11 protein-coding genes are annotated in these 16,053 nt (G+C 69.7%); 5 read left to right on the top strand and 6 right to left on the bottom strand.

The window, feature by feature from the left end; translation table 11 throughout:
- Positions 1-4: 4 nt before the first annotated feature.
- From JOD67_RS28745 to JOD67_RS28725, 5 genes are all read right to left on the bottom strand, one after another.
- A complete protein-coding gene (locus tag JOD67_RS28745) occupies positions 5-745 on the bottom strand; it encodes an Rv2686c family ABC transporter permease subunit (protein ID WP_205120830.1) in 741 nt (246 codons plus the stop codon).
- On the bottom strand, positions 742-1,509 hold the full coding sequence (locus JOD67_RS28740; protein WP_205120829.1) for a fluoroquinolone export ABC transporter permease subunit: 768 nt from the start codon (positions 1,507-1,509) through the stop codon (positions 742-744). The genes JOD67_RS28745 and JOD67_RS28740 overlap by 4 nt, the downstream gene beginning before the upstream one ends.
- Positions 1,506-2,375 carry an ABC transporter ATP-binding protein gene (locus JOD67_RS28735; protein WP_205120828.1) on the bottom strand — a complete coding sequence of 290 codons (870 nt, stop codon included), beginning with the start codon at positions 2,373-2,375 and terminating at the stop codon, positions 1,506-1,508. Before JOD67_RS28735 ends, JOD67_RS28740 begins: the two co-directional genes overlap by 4 nt.
- Complete coding sequence (locus tag JOD67_RS28730; protein ID WP_205120827.1) at positions 2,372-2,893, bottom strand: GbsR/MarR family transcriptional regulator; 522 nt, start codon at positions 2,891-2,893, stop codon at positions 2,372-2,374. Before JOD67_RS28730 ends, JOD67_RS28735 begins: the two co-directional genes overlap by 4 nt.
- An 85-nt stretch (positions 2,894-2,978) precedes the next feature.
- Positions 2,979-4,214 (bottom strand): cation:proton antiporter, encoded by a 1,236-nt coding sequence (locus JOD67_RS28725; protein ID WP_205120826.1) that lies wholly within the window; start codon positions 4,212-4,214, stop codon positions 2,979-2,981.
- A gap of 235 nt (positions 4,215-4,449) precedes the next feature.
- Here JOD67_RS28725 and JOD67_RS28720 point away from each other — a divergent pair, with 235 nt between their 5' ends.
- On the top strand, positions 4,450-5,742 hold the full coding sequence (locus JOD67_RS28720; RefSeq protein ID WP_205120825.1) for an ArsB/NhaD family transporter: 1,293 nt from the start codon (positions 4,450-4,452) through the stop codon (positions 5,740-5,742).
- Between the two features lie 53 nt (positions 5,743-5,795).
- On the opposite strand, the gene JOD67_RS28715 is transcribed toward JOD67_RS28720, so the two are convergent.
- Complete coding sequence (locus tag JOD67_RS28715) at positions 5,796-7,835, bottom strand: DEAD/DEAH box helicase (RefSeq protein ID WP_239554088.1); 2,040 nt, start codon at positions 7,833-7,835, stop codon at positions 5,796-5,798.
- Between the two features lie 520 nt (positions 7,836-8,355).
- Between JOD67_RS28715 and JOD67_RS28710 the strand changes: the two genes are divergently transcribed.
- Genes JOD67_RS28710 through JOD67_RS28695 form a run of 4 tightly spaced genes read left to right on the top strand, consistent with a single transcriptional unit; the run spans position 8,356 to position 16,052 of the window.
- Positions 8,356-9,114, top strand: a complete 759-nt coding sequence (locus JOD67_RS28710) for an ATP-binding cassette domain-containing protein (protein WP_307782587.1) — start codon at positions 8,356-8,358, stop codon at positions 9,112-9,114.
- A 7-nt stretch (positions 9,115-9,121) separates the two neighbouring features.
- Positions 9,122-12,184, top strand: coding sequence for a hypothetical protein (locus JOD67_RS28705; protein WP_205120822.1), 3,063 nt, complete (start codon positions 9,122-9,124; stop codon positions 12,182-12,184).
- Positions 12,181-15,222, top strand: coding sequence for a hypothetical protein (locus JOD67_RS28700; protein WP_205120821.1), 3,042 nt, complete (start codon positions 12,181-12,183; stop codon positions 15,220-15,222). The genes JOD67_RS28705 and JOD67_RS28700 overlap by 4 nt, the downstream gene beginning before the upstream one ends.
- Positions 15,222-16,052 (top strand): ABC transporter ATP-binding protein, encoded by an 831-nt coding sequence (locus JOD67_RS28695; RefSeq protein WP_239554087.1) that lies wholly within the window; start codon positions 15,222-15,224, stop codon positions 16,050-16,052. Before JOD67_RS28700 ends, JOD67_RS28695 begins: the two co-directional genes overlap by 1 nt.
- Position 16,053: the final 1 nt, after the last annotated feature.

Genomic DNA, 16,053 nt, shown 5'->3' with positions numbered 1-16,053 from the left:
CGGTTCATCTCTCCGCGGTTCGGGCGAGCCGGCGCAGGAGCAGGTAGCCGACGAGACCGCAGTAGGCGATGCCGCCGACGATGTACGGCCAGTACGTCTGGTGGTCGGCAGCGAGCCAGAACGCCTTGGCCGGCCAGTAGGTGGGGAGCAGGCCGAAGAGGAGTTGCGCGGGGGAGTCGAGCCACCATGGGACGAGCGGCAGTCCGAAGAGTGCGATGCCGGTCGCGCGCATGACGGCGAGGCCTTCGACCTTGTTGTTCGCGACGGCGGGCATGAGCAGGCCGACGACCGCGGCGCCGAGTCCGCAGACGAACGCGATCGGTATCGACGCGAGGACGAGCTCCGCGGGGAGGAGTCGGGTCAAGGCGAGCGCGGCGGTGATCGACACGGTGGTGACGGCGGTGATCATCGCGGCTCGGTACAGCGGGTAGGTGAGCGGCGGGATCGGCGCGACCCGAAGTGCCGCGAGGGTGTGTTGGTCTTTGTCGTCGAGCAGCATGAGCCCGCACAGCGCGCCGAGCACGGCGACGGGGCCGATGACGACGAAGCCGCTCACGATCAGGATGTGGTACGGCGTCAGGTCGAAGGCGTACTGGCGGTCCAGGAAGGTCGTCAGGGGTGGGAGGAACCACATCGCCGCCGCGTACAGGAACGGTCCGAGCGCGACGCCGATCATGATCGAGTCGCGGCGTACGCTCCGCAGGTCGTTGCGCCCGAAGCCGGCGATCGCGTTCATGACGCTCATGCGCTGCCCTCCTTGGCCACGATGTACCGGTCGAACACCCGGCGGGCGAGCACGACGAGCCCGGCGATCCACACCAGTGGACAGCTCACGGCGTACGCGACCTGCCATCCCGAGAGGGAGACCTGGTCGAACACCGATCCGAGCAGCAGCAGGCTTCCCTGCGTCGGGAGCAGGTAGAACGCGGGATGGTCGATCAGACCGCTGTACGACAGCAGCGGAACGTTCAGGGCCGCGATCACCATCGTGGACGGGATCATCCAGTCGGTCATCGAAGGGAACGGCGCGGCTGTGATCATGCCGCACAGCAGGAACAGCAACGTACACAGGAGTACGGCGACGACCAATGTCACCGACTTCACCGCTATGGTGGCCAGGCCATCGCCGGGACTGGTGAGCGCGTGCGGTGCGAGTACGACGGCTGCGACCAGGCTGAGCAGGCTGAGGGTGGCGAGCTTGCCGGCAAGGTAATGCCGGAACCGCACTGGCGTGGACAGCAGCGCGAACAGGGTGCGTTCACCCTTCTCGAAGAACACCGCGCCGGCGATGAAGAAGAACCCGATGATGACGGAGTCGCCGAAGATGACGTATGGCATCGCCACCTGCCGGATGCCCTCGGGGATGAGCAGGACGACAACCTCCCACAGCACAAGGGAGAATCCGGCAGCGTAGTAGAACCCGTACCTCCACTGCAGCCGCAGATCCAGCTTGACGACGTTCCACAAAGGTCCGGCGACGCTGGTCGTCGCGCGCCTTGCGGCGCTCATTGCAGAGTCCGTCCTGTGATGTCGATGAACACGTCCTCGAGACTGGCCTCCTGGCTGTGCATCGCCTCGACACTCCTGGTGCGCACGAGCGTGGCGAAGGCGTCATCGTCGGCGAGCGTGTCCATCGCGAAGTCCTTGTGCTGCAGGTCGTCGAACGCTGGCGTGCGATAGGCGACGCGCACCGTCCGATGGCTTCGACGAACCTTGTGCTCGGCGGGGGAGTCGAGCGCGGCGATCTTCCCGTCGACGACGAACGCCACCCGGTCGCAGAGCTGGTCCGCGGTCGTCATGTCGTGCGTGGTGAGGAACACGGTGCGTCCTTCGGCGCGCAGCTCTCGGATGATGTCCTTGACGATGCGAGCGTTCGCGGGATCCATGCCAGAGGTCGGCTCGTCCAGGAACAGCAACCGTGGCTTGTGCAGGAGCGCCCGGATGAACACCAGTCGCATCTGCATGCCCTTGGAGTACTTGGCCACCCGGAGGTTGGCATGTTCCGCGAGCCCGACGCGGTCCAGCAGCCGCATCGGATCCTCCTTCTCGCCCGGATACAAGGACGCGAAGAACTCGAGGTTCTCCAGGCCGGTGAGCTTCTGATAGTGGTTGGGCAGCTCGAACGAGACGCCGATCCGCTGGTAGTAGGCGGCCTTCCACTCCGCCGGGGACTTGCCCCACACGGACACGTCGCCACCGTGCCCGCCGAGCAAGCCGATCAGGATCTTCTGCGTCGTCGACTTCCCGGCTCCACTCGGGCCGAGGAATCCGAACACCTCGCCCTCGTCGACCTCGAAGCTCATGCCTCGCACGGCCGGTTGTGCCGACTTCGGGTAGGTGAAGGTGAGATCATCGACCGCCACGACAGCGCTCATGCCCCGGACTCCTTCGAACTGGATCGCTTTCCCTTGTCCTGCTTCTTCTCCCGTTGCCGCCAACGGGCTTCGATCTGCGTGTACTCCGTCTCGAGGAACGCGTACATGTCCCGCATCTCCTCGAGTCGGAGCGAACGCGCGGCCTGACCCTCGCTGGGCGCGTCCCCGGAGTTGTCGCTGAGCATCGCCAACCCGCGGTCGGCGAGTTTGCGCCAGTCCGCGGCGAGCTTCGCCTTCTCCTCGGCTTCGCGCAACCAGAAGCCAGGCCGTAGCCGATAGAACGTGCGACGCGATCCGGTCAACGCGTAGCGTTCGACCGCTCCAGCCTGCACCAACATCCGCACGGCCATGCTGATCGAGCCACTGCTCACCCGCAGCGCGGCCGCCAGCTCGTCCGCCGACTGGTGAGCCGGCTCGCACACCAGCAACCAGCCGAGTATCCGTCCGGGCATCCGCGGCAGTCCCGCGTTGGCGAAGAAGAGCCCGATCTCCTCGACGTACTCGTCCAGCTCGCTCACCGGATCAGCGAACCTCGCCTGGTCAAAAGTTTCAATAATCTCTGAAAAGATCTCACGAGCTGGACTGCGTTTCGCGTCACAGAGCTCAGTCGGACCGTCGGTCCTCGGTGCCGCGTCCCTTGAGTCGCTGCTTGATCGCCTCATGCCAGGCAGGCGTCTCGGTGGCGTCGTCGAACTGCTTGGCGACGAGGACGTCGGTGGAGGAGTGGAGAACGATGGACAGAGCGATGGTGACGGCGACCAGGTGGAAGATCTTCTCTGCTTCGGGGATGCCGGACTCGAGCACCAGCAGCCCGTACACCACGGACGCGAAGCCCTTCGGGCCGAACCACATCGCGGCGGCCTGTTCGCGCCAGCTGAGCTTCGCGCCGAGGAACGAGACGAAGAGCGCGATCGGGCGGGCCGCGACGAGAGCGAGGATCGCGAACAGCCAACCGGTCCAGGAGATCTCGGCGAACAGGGCGGGCGTGAGCAGGGCGCCGAAGACCAGCAGCGCGGCGAGCTTGAGCAGCTCCGCGACGAGTTCTCCGAACTCCTCGAACGACTCGCGCTGCTTGTCGCCGAACGTGGCGACCGTGATGCCGGCGGCGAACGCCGCGAGGTAGAGGTTGGCGTGCGTGGCGTACGCGAGGGCGAGGACGGCGAGCCCGATTGCCACCGCGTTGAGGGGTTCGTACTTCGTCGACGCGGAGAAGATCGGCAGCTGTTCCAGCCAGATCGCGACCAGCGGTACGGCCACTCCGATGAGCAGGCCGAGGCCGAGCTCGACGCCCAGCTCGGCCAGGTGCAGGTCGTCCGAACGTGCCGCGACCGCCAACAGCAGCACGACGAACGGCAGTGCCAAGCCGTCGTTGACACCTGACTCGACGTTGAGGAGGCTTCGCAGCCGGGGTGGCACCTTCTCGTTGCCGACGAGGGCCGCGGCGAAGACCGGGTCGGTGGGGGCCAGGACGGCGCCGATGAGCAACGCCTCCGGCCAGTCGAGCCCGGCGACGTAGTGGGCGACCACCGCGGTGACGCCCAACGTGAGCGGCATTCCCCAGCCCAGCGCACGGCCCGGAAGCCGCCATGCTGTCGTGAGCTCCTTCCAGCCGACGCGCATGCCGTCGGTGAACAGGACCGTGAAGAGGGCGAGCTCCGCGAGACCCTTCACGATCGGGTCGCCGGCGCGCAGCCCGATCACGCCGAGCAGGCCGTCACCGAGCACGAAGCCAGCGGCGAGGAACAGCACCGCCGTCGACATGACGGTCCGGTGAGCGAGGCTCGACACCAGAACCGCGATCAGCAGAACGACGGCGAACGCAAGCAGGAGAGTCGTCACGGCCGCCCCCCTTCTGTCCTTCGCCGGGACCCTAACAGGCGGCCCACGTTGCCGCGTTGGATCTCCGGCCCGCCGAGCAGGTAGGGTGACAACTGGTGTGCCGGGAAGTCTGGTCGGCGGCGTTGTTACCCGTTGTCGATCTGAGAGGCCACCCCATGCGTGCCGGTGACCTGGCTGCCCTCTTTCCGCATTCACCCACAGCGCCGGGCGCGCTCCTTGATCTCGTGGTCGCGGCATGACGGCGATCGCTTGGCTCGCGGTCGCGATCTTCGCCCTGGCGTACATCCTGATCGCGACCGAATGGGTGCATCGACTCGCCGCGGCCATCGGTGGCGCGGCGGTGATGCTGCTCCTGGGGATCACCGATGCCGAACATGCTTTCTTCTCCGAAGAGGCGGGCATCGACTGGAACGTCATCTTCCTGCTGCTGGGGATGATGCTGATCGTCGCGGTGTTGAAGCGCACGGGTTTGTTCGAGTATCTCGCGATCTGGTCGGTGAAGAAGGCCCGCGGCGAGCCGTTCCGGGTCATGGTGATCCTCGTCCTGGTGACAGCGATCGCCTCAGCGGCGTTGGACAACGTGACCACGGTGCTGCTTGTCGCGCCGGTGACGTTCCTGGTCTGCGCGCGCCTGGGCGTTCCGCCGGCACCGTTCCTCATCGCGGAGGTGCTCGCGTCCAACATCGGCGGTGCGGCCACGCTCGTTGGCGATCCGCCGAACATCATCATCGCGTCTCGAGCCGACCTGGGCTTCAACGACTTCCTCGTGCACATGGCGCCGTTCGTGGCCGTGGTGCTCGTCGTGTACGTGGCGCTGTGTCGCTGGTTGTTCCGCGACGCCTTCCGCGACGCGGCAGACAGGTCGGCCGAGGTCGCGACCCTCAACGAGCGTGAGGCGATCCGCGACCCCCGTCTGCTCGTCGTTTCGCTGGTCGTGCTGGGACTGGTTCTCGTCGCGTTCGTTCTCCACACTGTGCTGCACCTCGAGCCCGCGGTCGTTGCCCTGGTGGGCGGTCTGGCGTTGCTGGCCCTGTCCAGGCTGGATCCTGGCGAGGTGGTCCGCGACGTGGAGTGGCCGACGCTCGCGTTCTTCGCCGGTCTGTTCGTCATGGTCGGAGGACTGGTGTCGACCGGTGTGATCGACCGGCTCGCGAGTGCTGCGACGGAGGCGGTGGAGGGTCGGCTCGGGCTGGCCAGCATGGTGCTGTTGTGGGCCTCGGCGGGACTGTCGGCGATCGTGGACAACATCCCGTACGTGGCGACCGTCTCACCGATCGTCGCGGAACTCGTCGCCGGCAACGGCGGCAACCAGAACGCCCAAGTGCTGTGGTGGGCGCTCGCCATCGGCGCCGACTTCGGCGGCAACGCGACCGCGATCGGCGCTTCGGCGAACGTGGTCGTGCTGGGCATCGCCGAACGAGCCGGCAAGCCGATCTCGTTCTGGGAGTTCACCCGTTACGGCCTGGTTGTCAGCGTCATCACCATCGCGCTCGCCGTCCCGTACCTGTGGCTTCGCTACCTGAGCTGACGCGCTACTCGCGGGGGTTTGTCGTCCTTCCTGGCTCCGGGCAGACCGTGAGGTCAGGTCTGCCGGTCGGTGAGCGCCTCCGTCAGCAGTCCTGCCAGTGCCTCGAGTTGGACGTCGGCAGGGGAGACGGTCTCATCGCCGGAGGCATCGAGAGCGCGCGCGGCGAGGCTTGCCTTGGCGTCGATGAGCACGGCGATCTTGGCGTCGATGGTTTGGGCGGCGATGATCCGCCAGGCCGTGACGGGTTCGGTCTGTCCGATCCGGTGAACCCGGTCGATGGCCTGGGTCTGCTCGGCGTTGGTCCAGGAGAGTTCGGCGAGGATGACGTTGCTGGCGACCTGGAGGTTGAGGCCAACGCCGGCGGCAGTGAGGGAGCAGACCGCGATCGTCACGTTGGGGTCGTTGACGAACGCGTCGATGTTGCGTTGGCGTACGTCAGGAGTCTGGTCGCCGCGGACCGAGGCGTAGCGGACACCCCGTGACTCGAACAGTTCGGAGGCGGCGTCCATGACGTCGATGTGTTTGGCGAAGAACACCACTTTGCCCGCGTTGCGAGCCAGCTGGGCGGCGTAGTCGGCCGCGAGGGTGGCCTTGGCCTGTCCGATCCGGCGTACCACGGCGAACACGTTCTCGCCAGACGACGACTCGGCCGCCTCGGTGAGCTCCCGGCGCGCGACTCGCCGGACCAGCTCGTGGTCGATGCCGTCGACGGTCTTGTCCGAACGTTCCGCGCGCGCGGCCATGGCGTCGTAGCGCTGGACCAGGCGCCGCGCGAGCCGCTGCTCGGCGTTGCGGATGGCGCGGGTGGTGGCGGCGTCGAGCTCGACGGGCAGGTCGGCGATCCGCCGAGCGGGGATGTCGCTGGCGACGTCGGCCTTGCGCCTGCGGACGATGCCGAGATCGACGACGGTCTGTCGGGCCGCGGGCCGGAAACCGGGATCGGCGGGAGTCAGGCCGGTCTCCTCCAGCCCGGCCATGAGCCGCGGTCCGGGCTTGCGTTCGTCGATCCAGCCCAGGAACTGCCAGATCGCGCGGAAGTCGTCGATGTCGTTGATGAGCGGCGTTCCGGTGAGCGCCATCATCAACGGCCGCGGGATCCGCTGCCGGATCCGATCGGCGATCTCGAGAACATGCTGGGATCGCTGAGACTTCTTGTTCTTGATGAAGTGCGCCTCGTCGACGACCATGCCACGGAAGCCGTGGGTGGTGATCCAGCCGACGTGTCGGTCCAGCACCTCGTAGTTCACGACGACGACATCGGCGAACCCGTCGATCGTGTCGCCGCTGCCTTGGACGACGGTCACGCTACGGGTGGGCGTCCAGAGGGCGACCTCACGGGCCCAGTTCGTCTTGACCACGCTCGGCACCACGCACAGCAGCGGGTAGGCGTTCGCGGCCTCGGCGGCCAGCAGCGCCTGGGCGGTCTTGCCCAGGCCCGGCTCGTCGGCCAGCAGGAACGTTCGGTGACCGTGAACCGCGGCCGCGACCACCCGTGCTTGGTGGGGCATCAGCTCGAGCCCGGACGGCAGCCGGGATGGGGTCGGTTCGGGCAGCTCCATGCTCGACGACGCGCCGGGGACGGCTTGTTCGAACGAGCTCAGCAGCGGCGTGATCAGCTCCCAGCCGGCGAGACGCCGTGCAGTGGGGCGGCGCTGTTCGACGGCACTGAAGTCCGGCTCGAGGAACGGGTTGGCCAGTTGCGCGGTGGCCACAGACCGCGGTACCACAGGCCGCTGATCGCGTACGGCGGTCGGTGGCGTCTCTGGCCGCACAGGCTCCGGGTCCGGCTCCATGCCGCCGTCGACCTGCATGGCGCGCTTCAGCCTCAGCGCCGAGTCACTGATCTCGGCGTCCTCGTGGAGGACGAGGAACAGCGACGGCTGACGGGCCGCGGTCTGGGCCAGGATCGTCGCGATTCCGTCCAGCCGTTTCAGGTACGTGTCACGCTGCGCCTCGGTCAAGGACACGTCGGCTTTCACCCGCGCACGCTCGTCACGCGCCAGCAAAGCGACGGCCTGGAACCTCGCCGCGTCGATCTGCCCGCGCCGGACGCGCGCCTCGAGCTCGCGGACCGCTATGGCGAGGACGGGCAAGATCCCGTCGTTGTCCCGCGGACCACGCCTGTCGCGCTGGGCTGTCCGAGTCCCCCTGGTCCCCCCGGAACGCCGTGCACGCCGTGCACGTTCTGCCACTGAGCCTCCTACTGAGCTCACCTGGACCCGAAGGTCGAGATTCCTGCCGGCTGAGCCGCGATGCCCTGGCCCCTCGACGAGCGCGCCTCAGCACCCGGGACCTTCGCGCGCAGCTTCAGCGCCGACGCACCGACGTCGAACAGCGATCTCACGAGAAGCGGACGCCGCTGGAAGAAGGTCCCACGCTGGGACATCCGAGCCGGTGCTACGTCCCATGCTACCCGGAGCCACAGGTCGCCGACGCCGTCGCACCTGATCGCCAGCTCCGAGCTCGACCAGTTCAGGTCATGGTCCCCGGTCAGACCGCCTGAGCGACCCTCACGTTCTGGTCACGTCCTTACATGATCGACCTCGCCGAACTACGCTGCCACCCGCTCCAGCCACATGCGACCGGGGGAGGGGAGACCGTTTCGTGAGGACCGTGTCGGTTGATCAGGTGACCGTCGCCTACGGCAACCGACCTCCGGTGCTGCGGGATGTGACGCTCTCCGCCGAGCCCGGACGGATCGTGGCGATCAGCGGGCGATCGGGTGCTGGCAAGACGACCTTGCTGTCGACGATCGCCGGGTTGCTTCGCCCCTCCGACGGCACGGTCACCGTGGACGGCGAACGCCTCGGCGACCGCGACCATGCGGTCGCCCAGGGCATCGTCCTCGTTCCCCAGGGGAACGGGCTGGCCACGTTCCTCACCGCGGGGGAGAACCTCGAGGTCGCCCTGCTCGCCAACGGCCGCACCCCGTCCGACGCGCGCAGGCTCACCGTGGAGTCGTTGGATCGGCTCGGCCTGTCCGGGCAGCGCAACCAACTCGTGGAGGAGCTCTCCGGCGGCCAGCAGCAGCGCACCGCGATCGCCCGCGGTCTGGCGCTGCGGGGCGACGTGCTCCTCGCCGACGAGGTGACCAGCGAGCTCGACGCGGTGTCCCGCCAGACGGTGCTGGACCTGCTCCGCGCGGAGGCCGACCGAGGAGCCGCGGTGGTCTTCGCCACGCACGACCCGGAGGCGGCGGCCGTCTGCGACGCCGAGCTGCACCTGGTCGACGGACGGGCCGAGCTCGTCCGGACCGAGCCCATCAGCACCGACCAGGACCGCAACGGCAACGGCAAGGCGAAGTCAGGACAGGCAGGGCAGGCCCGCGTCGGGGCCGGCGCCCATCGGCTCGACCAACCCCCGAGCGCGTAGATCCCGCATGTGGGTTGTCCTCGCCAGCGTTCTCGCGGCGCGACGCAAGCAGGCGGTCATCGTCGCCGTCGTCGCTCTGCTCGCCACGGCCGCGCTCGCGGCCGCACCGTGGTACGCCGTCCGCGCCTCGCAGGACGTCGGGATCGCCGCGGTCGAAGGCGCCAGTGCCCAGCAGCGGCTGATCACCATCAGCTGGCGAGGCGGCTTCAACACCGACTCCGACGCCGACGGCGAGGCGGCGATCAGGCGGGCGCGGGAGCAGTTCAGGCCGGCCGGCTTCACCGGGATCGTCAGCGCCACGACCACCTTCGACCTGTGGCAGCCGGGAGCCAAGAAGTCCTCGGCAGACGTGGTCGCCGCCGCCCGCGAGGACGCCTGCCAGCACCTCGAGCTGATCGACGGATCCTGCCCGAAGGCCAAGGGCGAGGTCACCGTTCCCGCGACGCTCGCCGACGAACTCGGCCTCGACGTCGGCGACCAGGTGCAACTCGAGGACAACGACGAGAACCGGATCCCCGTCCACGTCACCGGCGTGTACGACGTGAGCGACCCCAGCGAGCCCTACTGGGGAGACGGCTCCCTCGTCGAACGGGGCGAGAGTTCCTCGAACGACTCGCTGGTCATGTTCACCGCGCCGGAAACGTTGCGCGGCTTGGACGGCGTGACGCACACCTACGATCTGCTCCCCGGCGCCGAGGCGTTCGCCACGATCGACATCGACGAGCTGTCCGAGACGCTCAGCTCCGCGGTGGCCGAGCTGCGAGAGCAGGGATTCACCGCCAGCACGACGGACTTCCAGTTCGTGATCGACAGGATCACCGAGGACCGGCGCAACGTCGCCACAGGTGTCGGTGTGGGCGTGGTCGTCCTGCTGCTGCTCACCTGGTTCGCGCTGTCCGTGGTCGTCCGCGGCGCTGGCGTGCAGGTCCGTGCCGACATTGGCTGGTGGCGGCTGCGGGGCGCCCCGTCCGGCCGCGGCTGGATCCTGGCACTCGGCCAGAGCATCGTTCCGCTGGTCGCCGGCGCCGTCCTGGGTGCCGGCATCGGGCTCGGTGGTGGCCGGCTCCTGGTCGGTGACCTCCCGAGCGACGCCGGTCGCTCCGCTCTGCTGCTGGCGCTGCTGCTCGTCGCGCTCACCCTTGTCGGAGGGCTGCTGGCGGTGGTGGCCGCTCAGCTCGGCACGCTCGTCACTCCCGTCCGTGACCTGCTGCGTCGCATCCCGGTGCGCCGGCCCGGGTGGCGGCGGTCGCTCGTCGACCTCGTCCTGGTCGGACTCGCCACCTACGGCGTCGTCCAGTCGTTGGTCGTCCGCGAAGGCGTCGGCGGGCTGTCGGCACTGTCGCCCGTGCTCGCCGGGCTGGCTGTTGCCCTGGTCACCGCGTGGGCAGTCCTGCCGCTGGCGACCTGGCTGGCGTCCCAGGCCCGGCACTCCGGGCGGTTGCGCACCACCCTGATCGCGTCGTTGACGGCTCGGCGACCGGAGACGCATCGGATGTTCGCCCTCGTGGTCGTCGGGGTCGCGCTGGTGACGACCGCGTTCGTTGGCTGGGACACCGGAAACCGCACGCGGTGGGAACGTGCCGCGCTGGAGGTGGGTGCCGACCGGGTGGTCACCGTCGACGTCGACGACCCCGCGCGGCTGCGGGAGGCGGTGCGCTCGGTCGATCCAGAGGGAACGCGGGCGATGGCCGTCATCGACCAACAGGGCAGCACGTTCGACCCACCGATCCTCGCCGTGGACAGCACCCGGCTGAGCGTGGTCGCCGGTTGGCGCGACGGCTACGGAGGCAGCGTCGAGCGGGTGGCCGCGGCGCTCCGCCCGACCGACGTCACGTCCGTCCAGGCCAAAGCGGACCGGCTCGCCCTCGAGGCAGCCGCGACCAACGCGACCGGCGACCTCTATCTCCGCTTCCACCTGCGGACCGTCGCGGACGCGAAGCCTGTCGACGCGATCGTCGGACCGCTGGGCACGAGCCGCCAGTCCTACGCCGCGGACCTGGCCGCGTGCGCGAACGGCTGCCGGCTGGTGGGCGTACAGCTTCTCGGACCGAAACGTGCCGACGTCTCCAGCGGCAACGCCGCGGACGCCGAGTCGGTCGGACATCTACCGGCACCGCCCGGGACCCAGGTCGAGCTGTTCCCGGCGAGCGAGTCGGAGCCGTTGCTGCCACCGGCACTGGTCGCCGATCCGACCCGCTGGCGGCCGGCGCTCGGGCCACGCGAGCTCGGCCCGGCGATCACCGCCGGGACACAGAAGAGCCTGCGCGTCACCATGGCCGCGGTTCCCCGCGGCAAGGAGGTCGACCTGTCCGGCTGGGCGTACGTCGCCGACACCCCGGCCCCGCTGCCCGTCGTGGCCGCGGGCTGGCAACCCGATACGACCGCCGAGCTGCGGGTCCATCCGCTGCCCGGAGCCGCGGTTCCCGCCGCGATCGTCGGTAACGCGAAACTCGTCCCCAGGTACGGCGCGGAGGGCGTCCTGGTCGACCTCACCTACGCCGACCGGCTGGTGCCGTTCCCGCTCCAGATCGGCGTGACCCCGCAGGTGTGGCTGTCCGCCGACGCGCCGCCTTCGATCGTGGACGAGTTGGCCAAGGCGGGCCTCCGCCCGCTCCGCACGGAGTCGCTGTCCGAACGGTTGTCCTCGCTGCGCTCGGAGGGGACCGCGGTGACCGAACGGTTCCAGCTGCTGGTGGCCCTCGTCGGGTTGCTGCTGGCCGCTGGTGCGGTGCTGGTCGACGCGGCCAGGGATCAGACGGTGCGGGCCGCCGAGTTCGCGGCACTTCGTGCCCAGGGCGTCAAGCTGCGGGACGTTCGAGCCGTCGGGTACGGCGGCGTCGCCGCCCTCGTGGCCGCCGGGACCGTGGTCGGCGTCGGCGCGGGGCTCGCCGGAGCCGCGGTCGCGCGGAGGCTGTCCCCCGGCTTCATCGACGGCTGGACCGTCCTTCCTCCGGCGGCCATGCAGACCTCACCCGTCCTGGTCGCCGCCGTCACGACGACCGTGGTGCTCGGCACGGTCGTCGTCGTGTCCGGCGCCGCGCTGCTCCGCCGGACCCGGGAGCTGCCGTGATCAGCCTGGTGCTCTCCCAGCTCGCCGCCCGATGGGGCCAGGCGGTCACGCTCTTCGTCCTGTCCGTGGCCGCGACCGTCGTGGCCGTGAGCGTTCCCGCGTTCGCCGTGGCGATCGACCGGGCGGCCGTAGCGAACGAACGCGCCGCGGCGGACGCCAGCGAGTTCGTGGTGTCCGTCGCGACCGTGTCGAAGCAGCCCCCCGCGGAGGAGGGCGAGGGCGTCGTGGACGACGGGACGACGGAGGACCTGACCGCCTACGCGGACGCACGCTCCCGGCTCGCGGGCTTCCTCCCGCTCACGACCGTCCAGATCCAGGTGCAGGGCCTCGACCGGAAGAAGGACGGAGGTGTCCTGTACAGCCTGATCGCGCGGGACGGCTTCTGCCGGTACGTGACGTTCTCGGTCGGCCGCTGCCCGGTCGGCAACCGGGAGCTGGCCCTGCCGGCCAACCTGGCCAAGAAGCTCAAACTGCGTACCGGTGACCAGTCCGTGCTCACTCCGGTCCAGCGCACCCAGGAGAGCATCGAGCTGGACGGACCACCTGTCGCGATCACGATCGTCGGGGTGTTCGAGCCCAGGAACGCCGCTGATCCCTACTGGGTTGCCGAGGACCCGCTCGGCCAGTTCGACCTGCCGAAGGCGTTCACCAACCGAACCACGATGGACACGATCGAGCACGGGCACGAGATCGTCTGGCTCGACGCGGTGATGCCTCCGCGGCTGTTGACGCCGGAACGGATCCCCGTGCTCCGCGACCAGCTCGACGCGGCCGAACAGCGAATTTCGGAGGAGGAAGGCGGGTTCGGCGCCGGGCTGTTGACGTCGTTGCCGAGCCTGCTCGACCGCATCGAAGCCCACGGACAGAACGGGCGGGCGCTGCTGCCGATCGCGGCCGTTCCGGTGATCGTCTTGTGCTGGTTCGTCATCCACCTCGCTGTCGGCCACGGGATGTGGGGACGGCGGCTGGAGGTCGGTGCCGTCGTTCTGCGTGGCGCGCGCTGGCCGACCCGCGCCGCCACGGTCGCCGGTGAGAGCCTGCTCCCGCTGCTCGCCGGCGTCCCTGTCGGGTTGCTGCTCGCCGGACCGCTGGTGGGGATGACCGGACCGGGCGACGGTTCGCCGATCGGCATCGACGACGACCAACTGGTCGCGGCCGGTCTCGCCGCCGCCGGCACCGTCGCGGCGGGCCTGCTGGCCCTGCGCCGGGAGCTGGCCGGCCCGGTAGGCCGGCTGCTGCGCCAGATGGCGCCGCGGTCACACCGTCTCGCGGTGGCCGCGTTCGAGGTCCTGGTGATCGCGCTCGGCATCGTCTCGGTCGTCGAGCTCCGCCAGCTCGGCGGTCACCTCGTCGGTGTCCGGGTCGCCGCGCCCGTCCTCGTCATCCTCGCCGTGGCGATGCTCGCCGCCCTCGCGGTCCCTTCGCTGCTCGACCTGCTGGGTCGCTGGACCCTGCGGCGAGGACGGATCGGCCCGGCGGTCGCGGCGTTCTACCTGGCCCGGCGACCGGCAGCGTCGGCGCGCCTGCTGGCGGTTCTCGTCCTGGTCTTCGGCACGCTGGGGTTCGCCGCGATCGCCACCGACGTGGCCGCCCAGGGCCGGCAGGCCGAGGCCCAGCAGCTGCTCGGCGCGCCCCGCGTGCTCGAGGTGCGGCCGATCAACCGGGAGGCGTTCCTGAAGGCCGTACGCAAGGCGGATCCGGGCGGGAAGGACGCGATGGCCGTCGTGGCCGCCTACCGTTCCACCGGGGACAACCCGCCGCTGCTCGCGGTCGACTCCACCCGGCTCTCCCACGTCGCGTACTGGCCGGAGCGGTACGGCGCGACTCGCGCTGCCCAGGCGGCGGAGCTGCTGCGACCACCGGCGCGCGAGCCCACGACGCTCGGCGACGGTGAGCTGGTCGCGAACCTGTGGCCCGACGCGGTCACCACGGAGAAGACGCTGCGGGTCGCGCTGCAGTTGGTGTCGGCGGACGGGGACCGCGTGATCGCCAGCTTCGGCCCGCTCACGAGGACCCAGTCCACCTACCGCGCCGCCGTCAGCGGCTGCGACGGTCAGTGCCGGGTGACCGGCATCACGGCCAGCTCGACCGACGACGACGTCGTCCAGTTCGGCCTCACGTTCGGCTCCCTGCGCCAGGGCGACCGTACGGTCCTGTCGGCCGAACAGCTTGCCGACGAGAGCCGGTGGCGGGCGCCGGAGGGGCCGGAGTCCGTCGAACAGCTCTGGGCCAACCCGACCCCTGACGGCCTCCGGCTCTCGCAGCCGTCCCCACAGGTCGACGAGGAGTACGAGCTGCTGGCCGTCGACGTTCCGTACCCGCTCCCTGCCATCACCGCCGGGCAGATCCGGGGCAAGTTGCTGCCCAACCTCGACGTCGAGCAGATCCGGCTCGACACCAAGGCGACGATGACCGGCGTGCCCGGTCTCGGAGCTTTCGGGGTGCTGGTGGACCTGGAGTACGCCGAACGGCTCACCCGCGATCCCGGCACGGCCTCGTCCCCGCAGGTATGGCTGAGCGCCGACGCACCGGACAGCATCGTCGCCAAGCTGCGTGACCAGGGCCTGGTGATCGCTGGTGACCGCACGGTGGAGACCATCCGAGGCACGCTCGACAAGTCCGGCGCGGCGATGGCGTTGCAGTCCTACCAGCTCGGTGCCGGCGTGACGGTGCTCGTCGGGCTCGGCGCGCTCGCCCTCATCGTGGTCGTCGACCGGCGTGCTTGGATTCCGGGGATGCGAGCACTGCGCGCACAGGGCACGAGGGAACGGACGACCACGACCGCGGCGCTCTGGTCGTACGGCGGCATCGTGGCGACAAGCGCGGTAGTGGGTGCTCTCGCCGCCGGAGCAACGTGGTACGTGGCGGGCGGCCGGCTGCCCGTCGGCGTCGAGCCTTCACTGCTGCCGGCCTGGCCGCGATGGCCGTACGTCCTGGTGTCGGAGATCCTGGTCGTGGCCGTCCTGGCCGCGGCGGTCGTCGCCGGCGCTTGGTGGCAGCGTCGGGTCGTCCGACAACGCGAGGAGAGGAGTGGCTGATGGGCATCGCAGTGGCGTGCCGTCGGGTGGTGCACATCTACCGGGTCGAGGGCTCCGACGTGGTGGCGCTCTCCGGAGTCGACCTGTCCATCACCTCAGGGGAGATGGTTGCCCTCGTCGGACCTTCCGGATCGGGCAAGTCCACCCTGATCTCGCTGCTCGCCGGACTCATGCGGCCGGCCGCCGGGCGGATCGCGGTCGGTGGCTACGACATCGGCAAGCTCAGCGATGCCGAGCTCAACCGGCTGCGGGGCACCGAGATCGGCGTCGTGCTCCAGGGTGTCGGCCGAAACCTGCTTCCGTACGCAACACTGTCGCGCAACATCTGGCTCGCCCAGCGTCGAGCCGCCAAGACGCGCGGGATCGAGCTTGCCGAGGCCGACGAGATCCTCGACCTCGTGGGACTCACCGGCCTGGCCAAGGCGAAGCCAGCAGACCTGACAATGGGCCAGCAGCAGCGAGCGGCACTCGCAGTCGGCATCGCGGCGGGTCCCGGTCTGCTCCTCGTCGACGAGCCGACCAGCCAGCTCGACACCGCCGGCCGCGACGAGGTCCTCGCCGCGCTGAAGGCCGTGAACGCCAAGCGCGACACCACCGTGGTCATCGTCACCCACGACCCCGAAGTCGGCGCGCAGCTGGGCCGCGTGGTCACCATCCGCGACGGCCGGGTCGGTGCCGAGGGCCGGGACGGCCAGGACTTCGCAGTAGTCGCCGGCGACGGCACCGTCCAGCTGCCACCGGAGGTCCTAGGCGAGTTCCCACCCGGCACGCTGTTCCTCGTCGACCACGACGAGGACGGTTCGGTGCGCCTCCAGTCCGAGCAGCAGTAGC

Origin of the sequence: Tenggerimyces flavus (genome assembly GCF_016907715.1) — a bacterium.
Classification (GTDB): Bacteria; Actinomycetota; Actinomycetes; order Propionibacteriales; family Actinopolymorphaceae; genus Tenggerimyces; species Tenggerimyces flavus.
Note: the sequence above shows the minus strand (reverse complement) of the source record. Positions and strands in the feature narration are given on the sequence as shown.